The organism is Helicobacter fennelliae (assembly GCF_900451005.1).
Lineage (GTDB): Bacteria > Campylobacterota > Campylobacteria > Campylobacterales > Helicobacteraceae > Helicobacter_B > Helicobacter_B fennelliae.
In genome coordinates this window covers 984,878-1,001,351 of sequence record NZ_UGIB01000001.1, presented here as the reverse complement: position 1 = coordinate 1,001,351, position 16,474 = coordinate 984,878, and the positions used below count along the sequence as shown (strand labels likewise).

The following is a 16,474-nucleotide window of genomic DNA, read 5'->3' as shown; positions in this document are numbered from 1 at the left end:
ACCAAATGAAAAATCATTCAAAAATCAATTTCAAAACAAAGTTAAAATCTAAGTTAAAAATCGCTAAATTTGCCAAATCTAATAAAGCTAGATTGTATAAAGTCATTTCATATAAAAGCATTGCAAATATTATTGTGTGTGTTGTTGTATGCGTTGTTTTGGGTGTTTTTTTGTTTTTTTATACAAGCCTTAAGCCACTTTACTTCGAGCCAGAATCTTTGGTGAGTTTTGATAAAAATGGCGAGCTTTTATCGCTTTTTGTCAATCAAAATGAAAATTTCAAAATCAGCATTGATGCGCAAAAAGAGCATATTCCAAAAATGCTTCAAGATTTCGTGCTGTTATATGAAGACAAACGTTTTTTGTCGCATTTTGGCGTGGATATGTTAAGCATTGCTCGTGCGGCAAAATCTAACCTTATGAATTTTGCAAGCCAATCCAAACCACAAGGTGCAAGCACGATAAGTATGCAAGCTATCAAATTAGGAATGCATAATCCAAATCGAGATATTGCAACAAAAATACAAGAAAGCTTGCAGGCTGTGCGACTTGAGTGGAATCTACCAAAAGAGCATATTTTTAGGCTTTATGTCGATAATGCGCCTTATGGTAATAATATCATCGGGATAAAAACTGCTTCGTTGTTGTATTTTGATAAGCCTTTAGCGCGATTGAGTCCAGCGCAAATTGCGTTTTTGGCGGTGCTTCCAAATGCGCCAAATCTCTTGCAGCAGAATCCACAAAAGCTTCGTGCCAAACGCGATAATCTTTTGCTTCGCGCAAAAAATGCCTCTCTTATCGATGAGCTAACTTATAAGCTCTCTATCCTAGAGCCACTGCCAAGCTTGCATCGTCAAAACTCAATCGCTCCGCATTATACGATGTTTCTAGCCAAAACCTTTCCTGATCGCAAAGTGTTTTATACGCATATTGACAAAAGCATTCAGATTCGGTTTGAATCACTTGCTAAAAACTACGCACAAACGCTCCAACCCCAACAAATCCGCAATCTTGCTTTTGTGCTTATAGGCGCAGAGGATAAAAATATAATCGCTTATATCGGCTCGCAGGATTTTTATGATTTGGCAAATTATGGGCAAGTTGATGGAATCCAAGCCAAACGAAATGTCGGCTCTACGCTTAAGCCATTTTTGTATGCGTTGAGTCTTGATGAGGGGCTTATCATTCCGCAGACAAAACTCCTTGATATGAATGCTTTTTTTGGTAATTTTAATCCGCAAAACTCATCTCTTCGCTTTTCAAATAACCAAAGTGCGCTTTATGCCTTGCGTCAATCACTCAATGTGCCTTTTGTGAATTTGCTTAATGATTATGGACAAGAGCGGTTTTTTTATTTTTTGCGACAGAATCTTGGGTTTGCAGATATGGAATACAAAAGATATGGGCTTTCTTTGATTTTGGGCGCAAAGGAATTGAGCTTGTTTGATTTATCAAAGCTGTATTTAGGGCTTCGCAGAGGAGGGGATTTTGCGGAGTTGCAGCTTGAGCAAAAATCCACACCACAAGATACATCAAAACAAAACATATCAAAAGATGAGCCAAAAAATATAAAAAATGTGAGCGCGACACAAAATACAAGCCAAAATCCGCAGAATCTAGAATCTAAACATGTACATTTAGATTCTCTATTACAAAACCAAACCCCCAAAAAAGATAAAGATATAAGCAAAGATTTTATTGATTATACGCCCCAAACTCCTATCTCCAAAGAAGCGGCTTTTATGACTTTGCAGGACTTGCTTGATATATATCTTGATGTATCAAGTATGCGTATCGCGTCCAAAATCGCTTGGAAAAGCGGGACGAGCTTTGGTAATTATGACTCGTGGGCGTTGGGCGTGAGTGATAGATATATCCTTGGCGTGTGGGCGGGGAATTTCAACGCCAAATCAAGCGTAGCCCTTACAGGAAGGGGTGTGGCAGGAAAAATGATGTTTGAGATTTTTGAGGTGCTAGAATCTATTGAGCCATTGCGTGAATTTCAGGATTTCAAAGAGATTGGCTTATGGAGCAATACCCCAAAAATGCGAGAAGTGCGGATAGATTCTAATGGCTATCGGACATTACAAGAGCCCTACACAATCGCGTATATGCCAGCTTTTGCAAAGCCATTGCGACTTGCGCCACAAGCTTTCATTCACAAAAACGATCTTAAAATCATCTATCCTTCGCAAGGGATTTTGCTTCAGCAAAACAAACACAATAAAGTTGTAGCCAAACTCCATACGCAAAAGAGCCTAGATAGCAATCAAGGCAGTGAAGTGTATTATTTTTTAAATGGAGAATTTATCGGGCAAAATAGCCGCTCACACATCACACTAAAGCCACAAAATGGCAAAAATACACTTTATGTGATTAATCAAAATGGACAAAGCGATGAGGTGGAGTTTTATGCGATCACACGATAGGTTTGCAGAATCTAGAATCTAACTCGTCATTGCAAGCAGTCGTGAGCGTGTGAGAATCCATAAAATGAAACAATACAAAGCTTGGATTCTTTAGTCATGCTTACGCACTTCTTCAGAATGACGATAATGGCTTGCCACACACAAACTTTTAAGTCCGCTTGCAATAAATACGCTAAGAATCTTTATAGGCTACTAAAGCAATATCAAGCCACAGGCAAATATATTGTCAAATACAATCAGTTTAAAGAGCTTATGGATATACCAAATAAATATGAAACTTGCGATATTGACAAAAGAATTCTTAAGCCTTCTATTATTAAGCTCACAGAGACAAGCCCTTTTGGATATATGTTTTTCATTACAAAGCCCTAAACATAAGGATTTTGTATGAGATTTTTTAGGTTTTATCAAATCTAAAAAATATTCAAAAATTTTTGCAGAATTTTTGAATAGAATCCTAAAATGGAACAATGTAAGGGATAGATGGTATATTTAAACCTACAAACTCTACCTAAATGAAACAATCTTTTTCACCACACCTAGAATCTCAAGCCTACTAAACTCATCATTATCCATTTGTCTAGCAATGCCATCTGCTCCTTTTAATATCACTTCTTTATCATTTAGCACAAAGTATTCAAGCAACACTACACTTTGCTGGATTCTAGCGATAAATATTTGAGCATTTTTAGGAGTAGCGGTTTTAGCCACACATAGCACTTCACCAGCTCTTGCAAATGGTTCTGCTTCATTTGTGCTAATCGTGATGAAGTGGTAATTGTGGGATTCATAGATGGAAAAAAGATTATTTAAAATATCGCTTGTAAAAATGAAATCTTGTATGGTCTTTATTCCATTTACAAAATTTGCCAATCCATTATAAACCGCACAAACACTCTCATTTATACCATTCATTTTAGGGTTAGTGGTATCTATGTTGTATGTAGCAAATGCTGCTTCTAAGCTCATATTGCTTTCAAAATATTCTAACCCTATGCCTGTAGCTTGCGTGATTTTTTGCATTATCGTTTTTGGAATTTGGTTGAAATTATGCTCATAGGAGTGGATTGCTGCTTTTGTAGAGCCTACTTTATCGGCAAATTCTGCTTGAGAGAGTTTATAGGCACTTCGTAATTCTTTGAGTTTTTCGCCTTTGCTTTTCATTGTAAATCCTTTTAAAACTAATTGTGTGATTCTAGCATTCTTTGGCAAAAAATGCAAAAAATGTTTAAAAAATAGCAAGTTTTAGTAAAAAGTAAATGAAATATATTAATATTTAGTGTTTTATATTCTAAAAAATACCACAAATAAGGAGAACAAAATGAAAGCAAAACACAAGAAAATGCGCTTTAAATCAGGTCAAGTATCGGTTCTTGTGGATAAAGAAAGTCCAAAAAGCTGAGATTTGGCAATATAGTTGTCGCTAAAAAGTGTTGCTACGCCTGTTTGTTGTGTGGAGTTGTATTGCGCGTAAGTATTCCATTTTCCAAAGTTATAGTTTCCGTCGTGATTAAGTGTAGATTTAATCTTCCATATATTAAACAAATGGGTTTGATTGTGTATGACAGAGATGATGTGATCAAGTGGCTTAATTTAAATAAGACTAAAGGAGTAAAATGAAAGAGAATAAGGTAGTCGCCCCAAACACAACTAAGGGGCAAACTAAAAAAACAAGAGCTTCCAAAAAACTAGAAGCAAGTGATATTTTAGCAATAAATTGTAATGGATAGAATGCTTGAAATCTTTGAATGAGCAAAAGACAGCAATGAGAATTTACTAGGATTTATCCCTTGCAATAAGCTCTCTACCAATCCATTTTTTAGCCAAGAAATAGCCGATTTGCGTGAGTTTGTAGAATCTAGGATTGCAGAGCGAGATTTAGGGGATATTATTTTGCTAGATTCTATGCTTTTTGAACGCAGAGCGTATAAAAAAGCAGTAGAAGATGGACTAAGCTTAGATGAGTTTGGCGATAGCAAAGCAGTGGCGGAATTTGGCATATTTTTCAATGAAATTGTCAAATATGGCATTAAAAAGATAAAATAAGTATTATAAAATATTGTTAATATAAATATTATTTTGTATTGATAAAACAATAAGGAGCAAAAATGGCATTTAAAAAGCCTTTGAGTGAAAGTGGGGTACAAAGGGAGCAGATTTTGTAGAATCTGCTAGTGGTGAGAATTCAGAATCCAAACACACCAAAAAAGGAAATGAGTTAAAAATAATTAGTGTAAAGTTACCCATACACTTGATAGAGCGAGTTAAGCGTTACCAAAAAAGCGATATGGCAAAGCGTGTGGATATGCAAAGCTATATCTTTGAGCAAGCCATTACACAATGGCTAGATGCAAAAGGGTTTGAGAAGTGAGCTGTATTTGGCATATCAAAAAACAACAAAGGGAAGAGAAATGACAACAGAACAAAACAACATATTGAGCTATTTGGCAGTATTGAAACCAGAACTAGAAAAGGTTGGTGTTACAAAGCTGGGGCTTTTTGGCAGCTATGCCAAAGGGAATACTCACCACAATAGCGATATTGATATTGTCTATGAGATTGATTTTGATCGTTTTAAAAACACGATAGGTGGCGGATTTAAATATCTTGTATTTTTTGATAAACTACAACAACAAATACAGCAACAATTTAACACTGATGTGGATTTATGTGATGCAAGCTCTATGCCGCTTGACAAGAAAGAAACCTTGCTGCAAGGAGCAATATATGTATGAGAAAAAGAAAAATACGCTCATACTGATTGGCAGCAAAATTGATAAGATTTTCAAATTTGTGGCAATACAGGTAGGGATGGTGTGATTTCTGCATTGAACGATGATGTGCGTGATAGACCTGCAATTTTAATGCATCTTACATCTTGCGAAGAACAAATTAAAAAATTAGCTAAAGCGGATATTGATGTGAGTGATGTCATTGTTAGTGATGATATAGCAGGATTAAGACAGGTAAGAAATAGAATAGCACACGATTATGAGGGGATTAGCCTAGAAGTCATAGAGGATATTATCATAAATGATTTACCACGAGTGAAACAATGTATAGAAAAATTTTTAAATCAATATGAGACTACTGAATCTCAAGTCAAACAAGAGACTAAGAAAAAAGACAAAGATTTGGAGCGATAAATAACATACGCTTTTATCTCTCCAAATCCCCTTTGTTTTTCTTGGCATTAAACTTAGCCCACTGCTCTCTTGTGTAACGTTTTGGCTCTATGGGCTTAATGGATTCCATCTCATCGCTAAATTTATCTACTATTCGCCACTTTCTTTTGCTAGTAGCATTTCTTGTATCGCTATGATTTGTTGATCGCAGTTCTCTATTATCATTGTTGGCTGAATCTGGTCGTCTTGGTAGGTTATGCTGTGCATCACTTGGCAGAAGCATTTGATGTTGCGTTGATTCTTTATCCACATTGCTTTGGGACATTCTTGACAAATCGTGCTTTGTGGTAATTTCACTTGCAAGAGTGTCAAGGTTGGACTCTGATAGATAGGGCTTTGATCTAGCAGCTCTCCATTGGAGCTCGGTATTAGATTCTCTAAATCCTGTGAAGCTGCTAATTCTAAGCTCTGCATATTGCTCTTTGAATCCTGTGAAAGCATTGTATCTTGGCTTTGGCGTATTTGTTGCTTGAAGTATTGCAGCTTTTCTTGCAAATTTTGTAGCATTTCGCTCGGCATTGAATCTAGCCCATTGCTCTCTTGTGTATTGTGGTCTTGTGTTTCCATTTGTATCCCTTCGTGTTGGTTTTGGTTTAGAAGATTCTTTCAGTCTTACTATTGGCTTAAAGGTCGGTGGTTTTGGGAGTTTCACAAAGTCTTTTTCTGCCCTATCTCGTATAGATATATCCCATATCGCTACTTTTGTAGTATTAGTGATTGTGTAAGTTTTACCACCAATTGTTTTCTCAAATGTATAAGGACGAAGTTTGTAACCTAGCTTTTTAACACGGATAAAATCACTTTGTTGCAAGTCATATTTTTGCGCTAACTCCTTTAAATGCTCTCCCCAAATCGTTACAGATCTATTATTGACAAGATACGAGATAAAAAAGCTATCTTTGTTGAGATTATCATCATTATATGGAGCTTCGCCAAAGTTAATAATTCCATAAAATTTTTGCTTCAAGTCTAGCTCCGTTCTTCTAGGAGCGTTTAAGGCAATTTCATAGCCACGATAACTATCGCTTCGTTTTGTGGCAAGCGCATACACTCCACGCGCATTTAATTCCTTAGCAAAGCTTTGTCGCATAGCAAATAAATCTTTCTTTTGTATATGGATTCTGCTACCATTGAGATTATTAGCATTAAGACAAATGTGGCAGTGTGGATTGTCTGTGTCTTTATGCAAAGCCAGCACAAATTGTGCGTTTGGATAGAGCTTTTTCATCGTAGCAAAAGCGGATTCTTGCAAAATATGTGGCTCACACTCTTCATAATCTCGCATAGAAAATACCATATTGTAAGTTTCTCGCCTTTCTCTTACTCTCTCAAATCTTTGTGGAATATTGGCATAGGATTCTACGCAGTCTTTGGTATCAGCTTTTCCTAAAAATATATGATTATCCGCACTTAAAAGCTCTAACTCTCCATCGCGTGAGATATATTCAATATGTTTTAAAAGTTGTGTTTTATTTCTCGCATTTGAAGTGATTTTAATCATAACTTCATAGCCACCACTCATAAGTTTTGCTTTTTTATCTCGCTCTTTTGCGTAAGCAGATAAATCAAATCTGCCTTGATTCTCTTTGAGTTTTTGGGCTTTCTCTCTTGCTTTTGTAGTATTTTGAGTGGATATGTTTGAGTTTTGTGTAATTAGCAAAGGAACGATTGGCTCTTGCTTTTTGCACTTGCCGCCCTTTCCAAATATTAAATTCCAGCTCATCATTGCTAAATTTGTTAGCAAAATATTTTGGGATTGCACTCACGCTAATCGCCTTTTGTTTGATAAAAGTGTAGTGATTGCTAGAGAGAGTTTATCAATTTTTTCTCGCAAATCGTTTAGTATTGCAAGCAATTTGTCATCTATATTTGGTTTGAGTTGTGTGTTGTATGCTTTGGCTATTTGATTGATATTTGAGCCGATTTTATGAAGCTCTGCTCTTGTTTCATTGAGCGATTGTATCTCTTGCATATCGGGGATTTTAACTTTATAGATGAAATTGAGCGCGTGGAATTTAAGCTCTCTTGCTACCGAGCCACGAAAATTCTGCTGTGCGGATTGTTTGAGTTTTGCATATTCATCAAGCGAGAGATATAGCACAATTTTCTTTTTACCCACTTCATCATTGCTGGATTCTAGTAATTCCAAATGCTTATGGGGCTCAAAACTCTCAATCAAAAAATTAAGAATCTTTGATTTATCCAAACCACTTTTTTCTTGGATTTTGCAAAGTCGCTCTTTGTTATCGTGCGTGATTCTAAAGCTTACAATGTTTGATTTATTCACAATCCTTCCTTTTTTTGGTGTTACAACTTTCAAACTCGCTTAGAGTTTGACTCTCCGCGTAAGCGGACTTCTCGCTTCAATTTGAAGCGACTTTTCAAAATTTGCGTGGCAAATTTTGATTAAGAGCCACGCAGTGCAGGAGGCAATTCTTATGAATTGCCGCAAAAAATACGCAAAATTTAAAAACGAAGTGTTTAACATTTTGGCTATTTTTTGCTATCCTGCATCCTTTTAAAATAAACATTTTACATTGATAGTTTTTCAAAAGTCAAGTATATTTCTCAATTTATTTGTTATGTTTATTTATATTTAGAATATAATATCTTATAAAATTATTTTACAAGGAGACACAAGAAATGGATAGCGCATATATCAAAGCACTGAAAGAGAAATATAAAAACAATCTCGCTAAAGCAAAGGAGCGAGAGAAAGTTAAGCTCAATACCTTGTATAAGGATTTAGCTTTAGCAATCGTGCAAAAAACTTATAAAGAGAGTGAGTTTAAAAGCTTTGTAGTGATGATGAGTTGATAGCAAAAGCTCTCTTGCCATTGTTAGAAATGTATCCGTCTAAAGAAGATTTACAAGATAAAACGTCAAACAAAGACAAGGAGTAGAAAATGATGAAAAAAGCTATAAGTGATGATTTTTTTGAGATTAGCTTTGCGCAGAGTGAGGCCAATGAGAGATTGAGATTGTGTGATGATTATAAGGACACTTATAGAGAGCAGCACGATATTGATTGTATTTTAAGCCACTTAACAACTATTGATGAAACCAAAAAAGAAAATAAAGTAAAAGGTGGCGACTTCAAAAGCGAGATAGTTGATTTTACTATCTCGTATGGAGTCAATGGAAAAATGGTGAGTGAAAAAATCAGCGTGCCTTTAGGCTATGGGCATTTTGAAAAGGGTATCAATCATTTGCGAGATAATTTTTCACAAGGGCTAGGTTTGAATCCAGAAGAGAGAATTGCGGCTAATAGCGATGAAGTCCGCAAAAGATTAGAAAATAAATGCAAAGGATTTAAAAAGCCCACACTTGATATGGCATATTTACAAGCATTAGGCAAAGGCACTATTGATACTTGCGTAGAAACTGCTAAGGCATTGAGCAATGAGGAGCTAGGTGCATTTTTAAAAGGATTCCAAGAGTATAGTAGGCGAGTTGGCAAAAAGACAGATGATAATAAAGAAGCCCTCATCAATGCTTTAGCCACAAAACTTGGAGTGGATTCAAAAGAGCTAAAAGAATCTATTGATGAGTATTTAAACAAAAAAACAAAAACTCATATAGACAATGTAGAAAAAGATACCAGCGAAGAATCAAAAGAGACTTTGACAAAAGATTCTGCCAAGCAAGATAAGCAATCCACAGAGAAAAAATTTAGCAAGAATCCGCAGCCAAGCGAAGAGACAAAAAAGAAAATGGCAGCAAAGCGAAGCGAGATGGCTAAGACAAAAAAGGCTCAAGTGGCGGATAAATCTAAAGCAAATGAAAGAGCCAAAACTAATCTGCCACTAGTCCAAGAAATTATCCGCTGATAAATAAGAGAGTGAGATAAGGAGAAATAATGGATAAAAGCAAAAAAGAACAACAAGGAATTTATAATGTAACCTTTGGAGATGAAAAGGTTGCGCCTATATTCAAGGATATTGAAGCTATTGAAGATGCAGTAATTGAGTATATCACTATATATGTGAAAGGCTGGCACAATGTAAGAAGAGGTAAGGGGACTGGTGCAGAACATATTAAGTTGCATTTAGAAAAAGGCTCTCAAGGTGAAATTAGCATAGAGGAGCTTGTGAATATTGGAAAGTCTTTAAGAGAATTTCTAAAAAACTTTGATGAGCCTTTTATTGATAAAAATGGGGCAAAAGTATATGAATGGCAAAATGATGATAGTGTAAGATTTAGAGTAATTACAGACACAAAGGGGAGGGTCACTCGAATACGCCACTATCCCCTTTGCTGATGTAATTATAATATTCTACTCTGATAGGAATCTTAACAAACAAATGGAGTTTAAGAACCAAAAGGTTGAAGAGTATTATCAGCAAAAGGTATTGCAAAAGTCGCCACAAGATAAGAAAAAGATTTTTTCTAAAAATCCCAAGCCCACGTAAGAGACAAGAGATAAGCTCAATAAGAAAGCAAAAGAAATATCAAACAAGCTAAAGATTGATAAAGATTGTTCCAATTTGTCAAGCTGTTTCATGATACTCCAAAAAGATAAAATTATACATAAAAATCAGAATCTAGGGCTTAAATCATAGAAATTTTTGATTTGAGAATCTATAAACAAATGATTTTTCAACTTTTAAGGAAACTTTCAGGGGGGGGGGGTAAAATATTTAATGTGTGTTTAATTGAAACATAATTTTACACATTTTGCTTCACATTTAATAACATCACAAGGAGATTATATGAAAAAGATTGTTTTAAGTTCAATTTTGGCAGTGGCATTAAGCCAAACTTACGCGCTCGCAGAAGAAAGCGGAGCATTTGTGGGTGTAGGCGTGGGCTATGGTGGCACACAGCTCAAAGCAGAAGTAACAGGCGGGCCTACTTATTCATTAAATGGCGGAGGCATCAGTGCAGAAGTAATCGCTGGATACAAGCAATTTTTTACCCCAGAATTTGGCTTGCGCTATTATGCAAACTTTGCTTACAACGACTCACCATTTACAGAAAACGGCGCAACAACTAATGGGATTTTTGTGTTTAATTATGGTGTGAATGTCGATGCGTTGTATAATTTCATCAGCAATGAAACGCTAGATTTTGGCGTATTGCTAGGGCTTGGGCTTGGTGCAAATACTTGGGGTGGTATTGACAATCGCAAACTTAGCACAACAGGCTTTGATTTGGGGCTTAATGTCGGGGTGCGCACATCAATTGCCAAACATCACGGCATAGAAGTGCTAGCTCGCGTGCCATTTATCGCGACAACGCTTTTAAATGAGTCACAAGAAGGCATATCAACCAAATTAAGCATAGCGCGTCAATATAGCGTCGGCGTGCGATATATTTTTAGCTTTTAATTTAGCTTTTGATGATGAAGGCAGAATCTGGAATGAGATTCTACTTTGTGCTAATATTTTTTAGCTTACGATATGGATTCTAGAATCTAAAACTCAAAAAATGGATTGCCACGCAAAATTTGAAAATTTTGCTCGCAATTGAGGGGGCAGGTTTGTCATTGTAAGGACAATAGGACGAAGCAATCTAGTCAAAAATGGATTGCCACGACTTCCTAGCGGAAGCCTCGCAATGACGACAAAAACGACATAGATTCTAGTAGAATCTATGCAAACACAATGGCACACAAAGAAATCCTTTATTTTTAGGCAGATTTTAGGGTTGTGTAAAAATTTTAGGCAAGCAAAAAATATAAAAAAGTGTAACATAAGCGTTCATTGTAGGTTTGTAGGCTAAAAATTTCAAACTCCCTGAAATGTGGCAAAAAGAGAGAATTTAGATTCTATGGAAATTGGATTTTGGATTCTAGATTCTGCCCTTAACACCCCTAAATGACAAAACCCCACAATATTATGCTTTATGATACTTCAATTAAGGCATTTCAACATAGTGAATAAGATTTTTGTTTTGTAATATTTGTGATTATAGTGTTTATTTGAGTTTAAGTGGATTCCGCCTCTTTGCAGAGGCTTGGAATAAAGATTATAAAGAATCTATGCAGGTAAGTGCAAAGAAAGGGGGCTTACATCATGCCGCCCATTCCTCCCATTCCGCCCATATCTGGCATAGCAGGAGCGGGTTTGTCTTCTTTGATTTCATTGATTGTCGCTTCTGTTGTAAGCAGTAAGCTTGATACAGAGACTGCGTTTTGCAATGCGACACGAGCGACTTTAAGCGGATCGATAATTCCTGCTTTAAACATATCTACATATTGACCGCTACTTGCATCAAACCCAAATGAATCTTTTTGATTCTCAACTTCATTGACAACCACACCAGAATCAAACCCCGCATTTGCTGCGATTTGAGCCAAAGGAGCTTTGATAGCGCGCTTGATAATGTCATAGCCTATCGCCTCATCACCTTCGAGTTTGAGTTTAACTTTTTGAGCTGCGCGGATAAGTGCTGCACCACCACCGATAACAATCCCTTCTTCAACCGCAGCTTTTGTCGCGCTCAATGCGTCATCAACGCGATCTTTTTTCTCTTTCATCTCAACTTCGCTTGCCGCGCCGACTTTGATTACTGCCACGCCACCGCTAAGTTTAGCGAGTCTTTCTTGGAGCTTTTCTCTGTCATAATCACTTGTTGTATCTTGGATTTGTGTTTTGATTTGCGCTACACGAGCTTTGACATCAGCACTTTTGCCTTTGCCATCTACGATTGTTGTATTGTCTTTGTCAATCACAATCCTTGCAGCTTGCCCTAAATCCGCAATATCAGCACTTTCTAATGTTTTGCCAAGCTCTTCACTAATGACTTGCCCGCCTGTAAGAATTGCGATGTCTTTAAGCATTTCTTTTCTTCTATCGCCAAATCCCGGAGCTTTTACCGCTGCGACATTAAGCACACCACGAAGTTTATTGACAACTAATGTCGTAAGCGCCTCACCTTCAATATCCTCTGCAACGATCAAAAGTGGTTTCCCGCTTTTCATTGTCGCTTCAAGCAATGGCAAAATATCTTTCATTGAGGAGATTTTTTTGTCTGTCAAAAGGATATATGCATTTTCAAGCTGTGTTGTCATTTTGTCTGTATTTGTTACAAAATAAGGGCTGAGATAGCCTCTGTCAAACTGCATTCCTTCAACCACGCTCAATTCATCATTAATCCCTTTTGCCTCCTCAACGGTGATAACGCCATCTTTACCTACTTTTTCCATTGCTTCAGCGATAAGATTCCCGATATTTTCATCAGAATTCGCCGAAATAGTCGCAACTTGAGCGATTTCACCTTTGCCACCGACTTTTTTGCTTGATTTTTTAAGCTCTTCAATGATCGCGCTTGCCGCTTTATCCATTCCTCGTTTTACGGCAATAGGATTTGCACCAGCAGTGATATTTCGCAATCCTTCTTTGAAAATGCTATACGCCAAAACGGTAGCGGTAGTCGTGCCATCTCCAGCAGCATCAGCAGTTTTGCTTGCGACTTCTTTGACAAGTTGCGCACCCATATTTGCGATAGGATCAGCAAGCTCGATTTCTTTTGCGACACTTACGCCATCTTTTGTGATACTTGGAGCACCATAGGATTTTTGAATAAGGACATTTCGACCTCGTGGTCCCATTGTAACTTTTACCGCATCACTAAGTTGTTTTACACCTTCATAAAGTTTGTTTCTTGCAGAATCACTAAATTTAATTTCTTTTGCCATGTTTTACTCCTTAAATATTTTTAATTATGTGATATTTACCCAATAACGCCTAATACATCTTTGACTTCTAAAACGATGTATTCTTTATTGTTGAGCTTGATTTCGCTTCCTGCATATTTGCCAAATACGATTGTCTCATTTTCTTTGAGCGTTTTTTCATCAGCGACTTGTTTGCTAACCGCAACGACTTTTCCCATTAAAGGTTTTTCTTTTGCATTATCAGGAATGATAATCCCAGAACTTGTTTTACTTTCTTCTTCGAGTCTTTCAACAAGAACTCTTTCACCAAGTGGTTTAAATTTCATTTTTGCTCCTTAAACTTATATTAAATTAGCACTTAAAAATTTAAGTGCCATAATTGTAAAAAATAATATTAAATAAGTCAATACTTTATTTTAAATATATAAAAAAACTTTAGTCTTTTAGACTAAATAATAGTTATATTACTCTTATAAATTTTTATTTTAATAGAATCTAATCAAAAATGGCATATAATAACGGCAATTTTCTACAAATTTCCATAAGCAAGGCAAAAATGTGATCACTCCCGCTTCACTTGAGAATCTAAAAAATCAGCTTGATATTGTTGAGATTGTCAGCCATTATATTGATTTGCGAAGGGTTGGAAGCAACTACGCAGCGCGGTGTCCATTTCATGATGAAAAAACGCCAAGCTTCATCATCTCGCCTGCTCGCAATATTTATCATTGCTATGGTTGCGGGGCAAGTGGCGATGCGATCACATTTGTAATGGAATATGAAAAGCTTAATTTCATCGAAGCAGTCGAAAAACTCGCAGATATAACAAATATCAGACTTGAGTATGACTCAAAAACCCCGCACAAATCAAACAGCCTTGATAAAATAATGGCTTTCTATCATTCGCGCCTGCTAGATTCTAAAGAATATCTGCATTACCTGCATACGCGCGGCATTGATGATACGCTCATTGCGACTTTTAATCTTGGATTCTGCCCGGGCAATAACGAAAACCTGCAATTTATTAACGCCTATGGGCTAGATTCTGGTGAGCTTTTGCGAGATGGCGTGCTTGGCAAAAACGACAGCAGAATCTATGCGCGATTTTTTGAGCGCATTATTTTTCCTATCTATTCACCAAGCGCAAAAATAGTCGGCTTTGGTGGCAGAAGCCTAAAAGAAGGCGTAGCAAAATACATCAACTCCCCGCAAAGCCAAATCTTTAACAAATCAAAACTGCTATATGGGTATCATCTCGCCAAAGAGCATATCTTTAAACGCAATCAACTCATTATCACTGAAGGCTATATTGATGTGATTATGCTTCACAAAGCCGGAATCAAAAATGCTGTCGCCACGCTTGGCACAGCCCTAACAAAAGATCATATCCCATTACTCAATAAAGGAAATCCCGATATTATCGTAAGCTATGATGGCGACAAAGCTGGAATCAACGCTGCGTTTAAGGCTGCAAGTCTGCTCGCACCGCTAAGCAAAAAAGGTGGCGTTGTGATCTTTCCAAATGGAGCTGATCCTGCGGATATGATTTTGGCGGGCAAACAAAACGAAGTGCAAGAATTATTTGCGCGTCCCATTCCATTTATAGAATTTTGCTTTCAGACAATCGCTAGCAAATACAATCTTGCTAATCCGCTCTCAAAAGAAGAAGCCCTCAAAGAAACAAGCGCGTTTTTGCACTCTCTCTCGCCACTTATGCAAGAAGAATACATTATGTATATAGCCAATCTCCTTCATATCCCACCAAAGCTTATCACAACCAAATCAAGCAAAAAGCCCGCACCAATCCCAAGCCACACCATAGAATCTCAAGGCGATAGGCTAGAGCGCATTATTTTACGCTATATGCTCGAAGATGAAAGGTTTTTAGAAAAAGGGTTTGACTTTTTGGATTCTAAGGTATTCAAAGACTACAAAAACGCCTTTCTTGCCCTCTGCCAAAACAACAAAGATAATCCACAACTCATAGGCATAATGCTTGATCCACTTCCAATCAAACATGACGGATTTGAGGCAGAATTGCGAATTTTTCTGCTCCGCTACTTTGAAGAAGAGCTCAAAAAAGAGCAAAATTTTCAAAATATCTTACAGCTCAAACAAAAAATCCTCAAACTCAAACAAGGAGAATTACAACCAGTATGACAGCATTAGCCCTTTTTAGCGGAGGCTGCGATAGCCTCATCTCTATGAAACTCCTCACACAGCAAGGCATAAAAGTGATTGCTTTGCATTTCAATATCGGATTTGGTGGCAATAAAAACAAGCTTCAATACCTCCAAAACGCCGCTACACAAGTTGGCGCAGAGCTTTTGGTATGCGATATTCAAGAGCAGTTTTTTAACGAAGTGCTTTTTAGCCCAAAATATGGCTATGGCAAATATTTTAATCCCTGCATTGATTGCCATGCTAATATGTTTGCGCACGCGTTTTATAAGCTTGTAGAGCTTGAGGCGGATTTTGTGATTAGTGGCGAGGTTTTGGGACAGCGACCAAAAAGCCAGCGCAAAGAATCGCTCGATCAAGTCAAAAAGCTTGTCCGCGAAGTCGGCAAAAATCCGCTATTTAAATCGATTTTAGATTCTAGTGGCACTCATAGCTCAAAGCCACAATTCCTTGATGAGCTGCTTTTGCGTCCGATGAGCGCAAAGCTCCTTGAGCCAAGCTTTCCTGAAAAAATAGGTTGGATTGATCGAGAAAAGCTCTTAGACATCAGCGGTAGAGGGCGCACAAGACAGCTTGAAATGGTGAAACTTTGGGGGTGGAAATATTATGAGAATCCCGGCGGTGGGTGCTTGCTTACGGATTTGAGTGTCGCAAACAAGCTCAAAGACTTAAGCGCGCATCGCAAAATGATAGTCCAAGATACGATTTTAGTCAAAATCGGACGCTATATGATCCTGCCAAATGGCGCGCGCTGTGTGATCGGGCGCAATGAAGAGGAAAATACTAAGCTCAAAAACCCCAATCCAAAAATGGAGATTATCGAGCTTCTTGAAAACATAGGTCCAGTGGCTGTGGTAGAAAAATCCGCAAGTATGGACGATAAAATCTTAGCTGCAAGGATTGCATTAGGCTATGGAAAAAGCCAGACAAACACCACAGAAAAAGCCCAAGCCAAACAAGCAAAAAAGGTCAAAATAGGCGAGCAAATCGTTGAAGTGCTGCCTTATGACAAAGAAAAGGCACGAGAGTTTTTGTTTTTTAAATCATAGATTCTGGAT

The 16,474-nt window shown here is 37.2% G+C and carries 17 protein-coding genes and 1 pseudogene; 11 read left to right on the top strand and 7 right to left on the bottom strand.

Translation table 11 applies throughout. The features are described 5' to 3' along the window. The first annotated feature begins 5 nt into the window (after positions 1-5). Both DY109_RS04920 and DY109_RS04915 read left to right on the top strand, forming a co-directional pair. On the top strand, positions 6-2,429 hold the full coding sequence (locus tag DY109_RS04920) for a transglycosylase domain-containing protein (protein ID WP_023949646.1): 2,424 nt from the start codon (positions 6-8) through the stop codon (positions 2,427-2,429). Positions 2,430-2,555: 126 nt separating this feature from the next. Continuing rightward, complete coding sequence (locus DY109_RS04915) at positions 2,556-2,801, top strand: replication initiation protein (RefSeq protein WP_023949644.1); 246 nt, start codon at positions 2,556-2,558, stop codon at positions 2,799-2,801. Between the two features lie 135 nt (positions 2,802-2,936). Here DY109_RS04915 and DY109_RS04910 read toward each other — a convergent pair whose 3' ends face one another. Further along, on the bottom strand, positions 2,937-3,593 hold the full coding sequence (locus tag DY109_RS04910) for a helix-turn-helix domain-containing protein (protein WP_023949642.1): 657 nt from the start codon (positions 3,591-3,593) through the stop codon (positions 2,937-2,939). A 195-nt stretch (positions 3,594-3,788) separates the two neighbouring features. Further along, positions 3,789-3,974 (bottom strand): hypothetical protein, encoded by a 186-nt coding sequence (locus DY109_RS11125; protein ID WP_146739960.1) that lies wholly within the window; start codon positions 3,972-3,974, stop codon positions 3,789-3,791. Between the two features lie 294 nt (positions 3,975-4,268). Here DY109_RS11125 and DY109_RS04905 point away from each other — a divergent pair, with 294 nt between their 5' ends. The 3 genes from DY109_RS04905 (at position 4,269) to DY109_RS04895 (ending at position 5,575) form a co-directional block, all read left to right on the top strand. Then, a complete protein-coding gene (locus DY109_RS04905; protein WP_023946197.1) occupies positions 4,269-4,475 on the top strand; it encodes a hypothetical protein in 207 nt (68 codons plus the stop codon). 365 nt (positions 4,476-4,840) lie between these two features. Further along, positions 4,841-5,164, top strand: coding sequence for a nucleotidyltransferase family protein (locus tag DY109_RS04900; RefSeq protein ID WP_034549043.1), 324 nt, complete (start codon positions 4,841-4,843; stop codon positions 5,162-5,164). An 81-nt stretch (positions 5,165-5,245) separates the two neighbouring features. Next, positions 5,246-5,575, top strand: a complete 330-nt coding sequence (locus DY109_RS04895; RefSeq protein WP_051404601.1) for a HepT-like ribonuclease domain-containing protein — start codon at positions 5,246-5,248, stop codon at positions 5,573-5,575. Positions 5,576-5,588: 13 nt separating this feature from the next. Here DY109_RS04895 and mobP1 read toward each other — a convergent pair whose 3' ends face one another. Together mobP1 and mobC are read right to left on the bottom strand one after the other, a co-directional pair. After that, positions 5,589-7,376, bottom strand: coding sequence for a MobP1 family relaxase (gene mobP1 / locus DY109_RS04890; RefSeq protein ID WP_023946189.1), 1,788 nt, complete (start codon positions 7,374-7,376; stop codon positions 5,589-5,591). After that, positions 7,377-7,901 carry a plasmid mobilization relaxosome protein MobC gene (gene mobC, locus DY109_RS04885; protein ID WP_034549041.1) on the bottom strand — a complete coding sequence of 175 codons (525 nt, stop codon included), beginning with the start codon at positions 7,899-7,901 and terminating at the stop codon, positions 7,377-7,379. A gap of 356 nt (positions 7,902-8,257) precedes the next feature. Between mobC and DY109_RS11415 the strand changes: the two genes are divergently transcribed. The 4 genes from DY109_RS11415 to DY109_RS04870 all read left to right on the top strand — a co-directional run bounded on the left by DY109_RS11415 (position 8,258) and on the right by DY109_RS04870 (position 10,944). Then, the gene (locus DY109_RS11415; RefSeq protein ID WP_023946183.1) at positions 8,258-8,431 is read left to right on the top strand and encodes a hypothetical protein; all 174 of its coding nucleotides are present in this window, start codon (positions 8,258-8,260) and stop codon (positions 8,429-8,431) included. An 89-nt stretch (positions 8,432-8,520) separates the two neighbouring features. Then, the gene (locus DY109_RS04880; RefSeq protein ID WP_115737806.1) at positions 8,521-9,444 is read left to right on the top strand and encodes a hypothetical protein; all 924 of its coding nucleotides are present in this window, start codon (positions 8,521-8,523) and stop codon (positions 9,442-9,444) included. A 29-nt stretch (positions 9,445-9,473) separates the two neighbouring features. Continuing rightward, positions 9,474-9,875 carry a hypothetical protein gene (locus DY109_RS04875; protein WP_023946179.1) on the top strand — a complete coding sequence of 134 codons (402 nt, stop codon included), beginning with the start codon at positions 9,474-9,476 and terminating at the stop codon, positions 9,873-9,875. 451 nt (positions 9,876-10,326) lie between these two features. Beyond that, positions 10,327-10,944, top strand: a complete 618-nt coding sequence (locus tag DY109_RS04870; protein WP_023946214.1) for an outer membrane beta-barrel protein — start codon at positions 10,327-10,329, stop codon at positions 10,942-10,944. Between the two features lie 93 nt (positions 10,945-11,037). Here DY109_RS04870 and DY109_RS04865 read toward each other — a convergent pair whose 3' ends face one another. The 3 genes and pseudogenes from DY109_RS04865 to groES form a co-directional block, all read right to left on the bottom strand. Then, positions 11,038-11,229, bottom strand: coding sequence for a hypothetical protein (locus DY109_RS04865; RefSeq protein WP_115737805.1), 192 nt, complete (start codon positions 11,227-11,229; stop codon positions 11,038-11,040). A 395-nt stretch (positions 11,230-11,624) separates the two neighbouring features. Beyond that, entirely contained in the window at positions 11,625-13,256 is a 1,632-nt protein-coding gene (gene groL, locus DY109_RS04860) for a chaperonin GroEL (RefSeq protein ID WP_023946217.1), read from the bottom strand. 41 nt (positions 13,257-13,297) lie between these two features. Next, a pseudogene (groES, locus tag DY109_RS04855) lies at positions 13,298-13,561 on the bottom strand (co-chaperone GroES); the annotation flags it as partial. A 232-nt stretch (positions 13,562-13,793) separates the two neighbouring features. Between groES and dnaG the strand changes: the two are divergent. After that, a complete protein-coding gene (gene dnaG, locus DY109_RS04850) occupies positions 13,794-15,395 on the top strand; it encodes a DNA primase (RefSeq protein WP_023946221.1) in 1,602 nt (533 codons plus the stop codon). After that, positions 15,392-16,465, top strand: a complete 1,074-nt coding sequence (locus DY109_RS04845) for an argininosuccinate synthase domain-containing protein (RefSeq protein WP_023946224.1) — start codon at positions 15,392-15,394, stop codon at positions 16,463-16,465. Before dnaG ends, DY109_RS04845 begins: the two co-directional genes overlap by 4 nt. Positions 16,466-16,474: the final 9 nt, after the last annotated feature.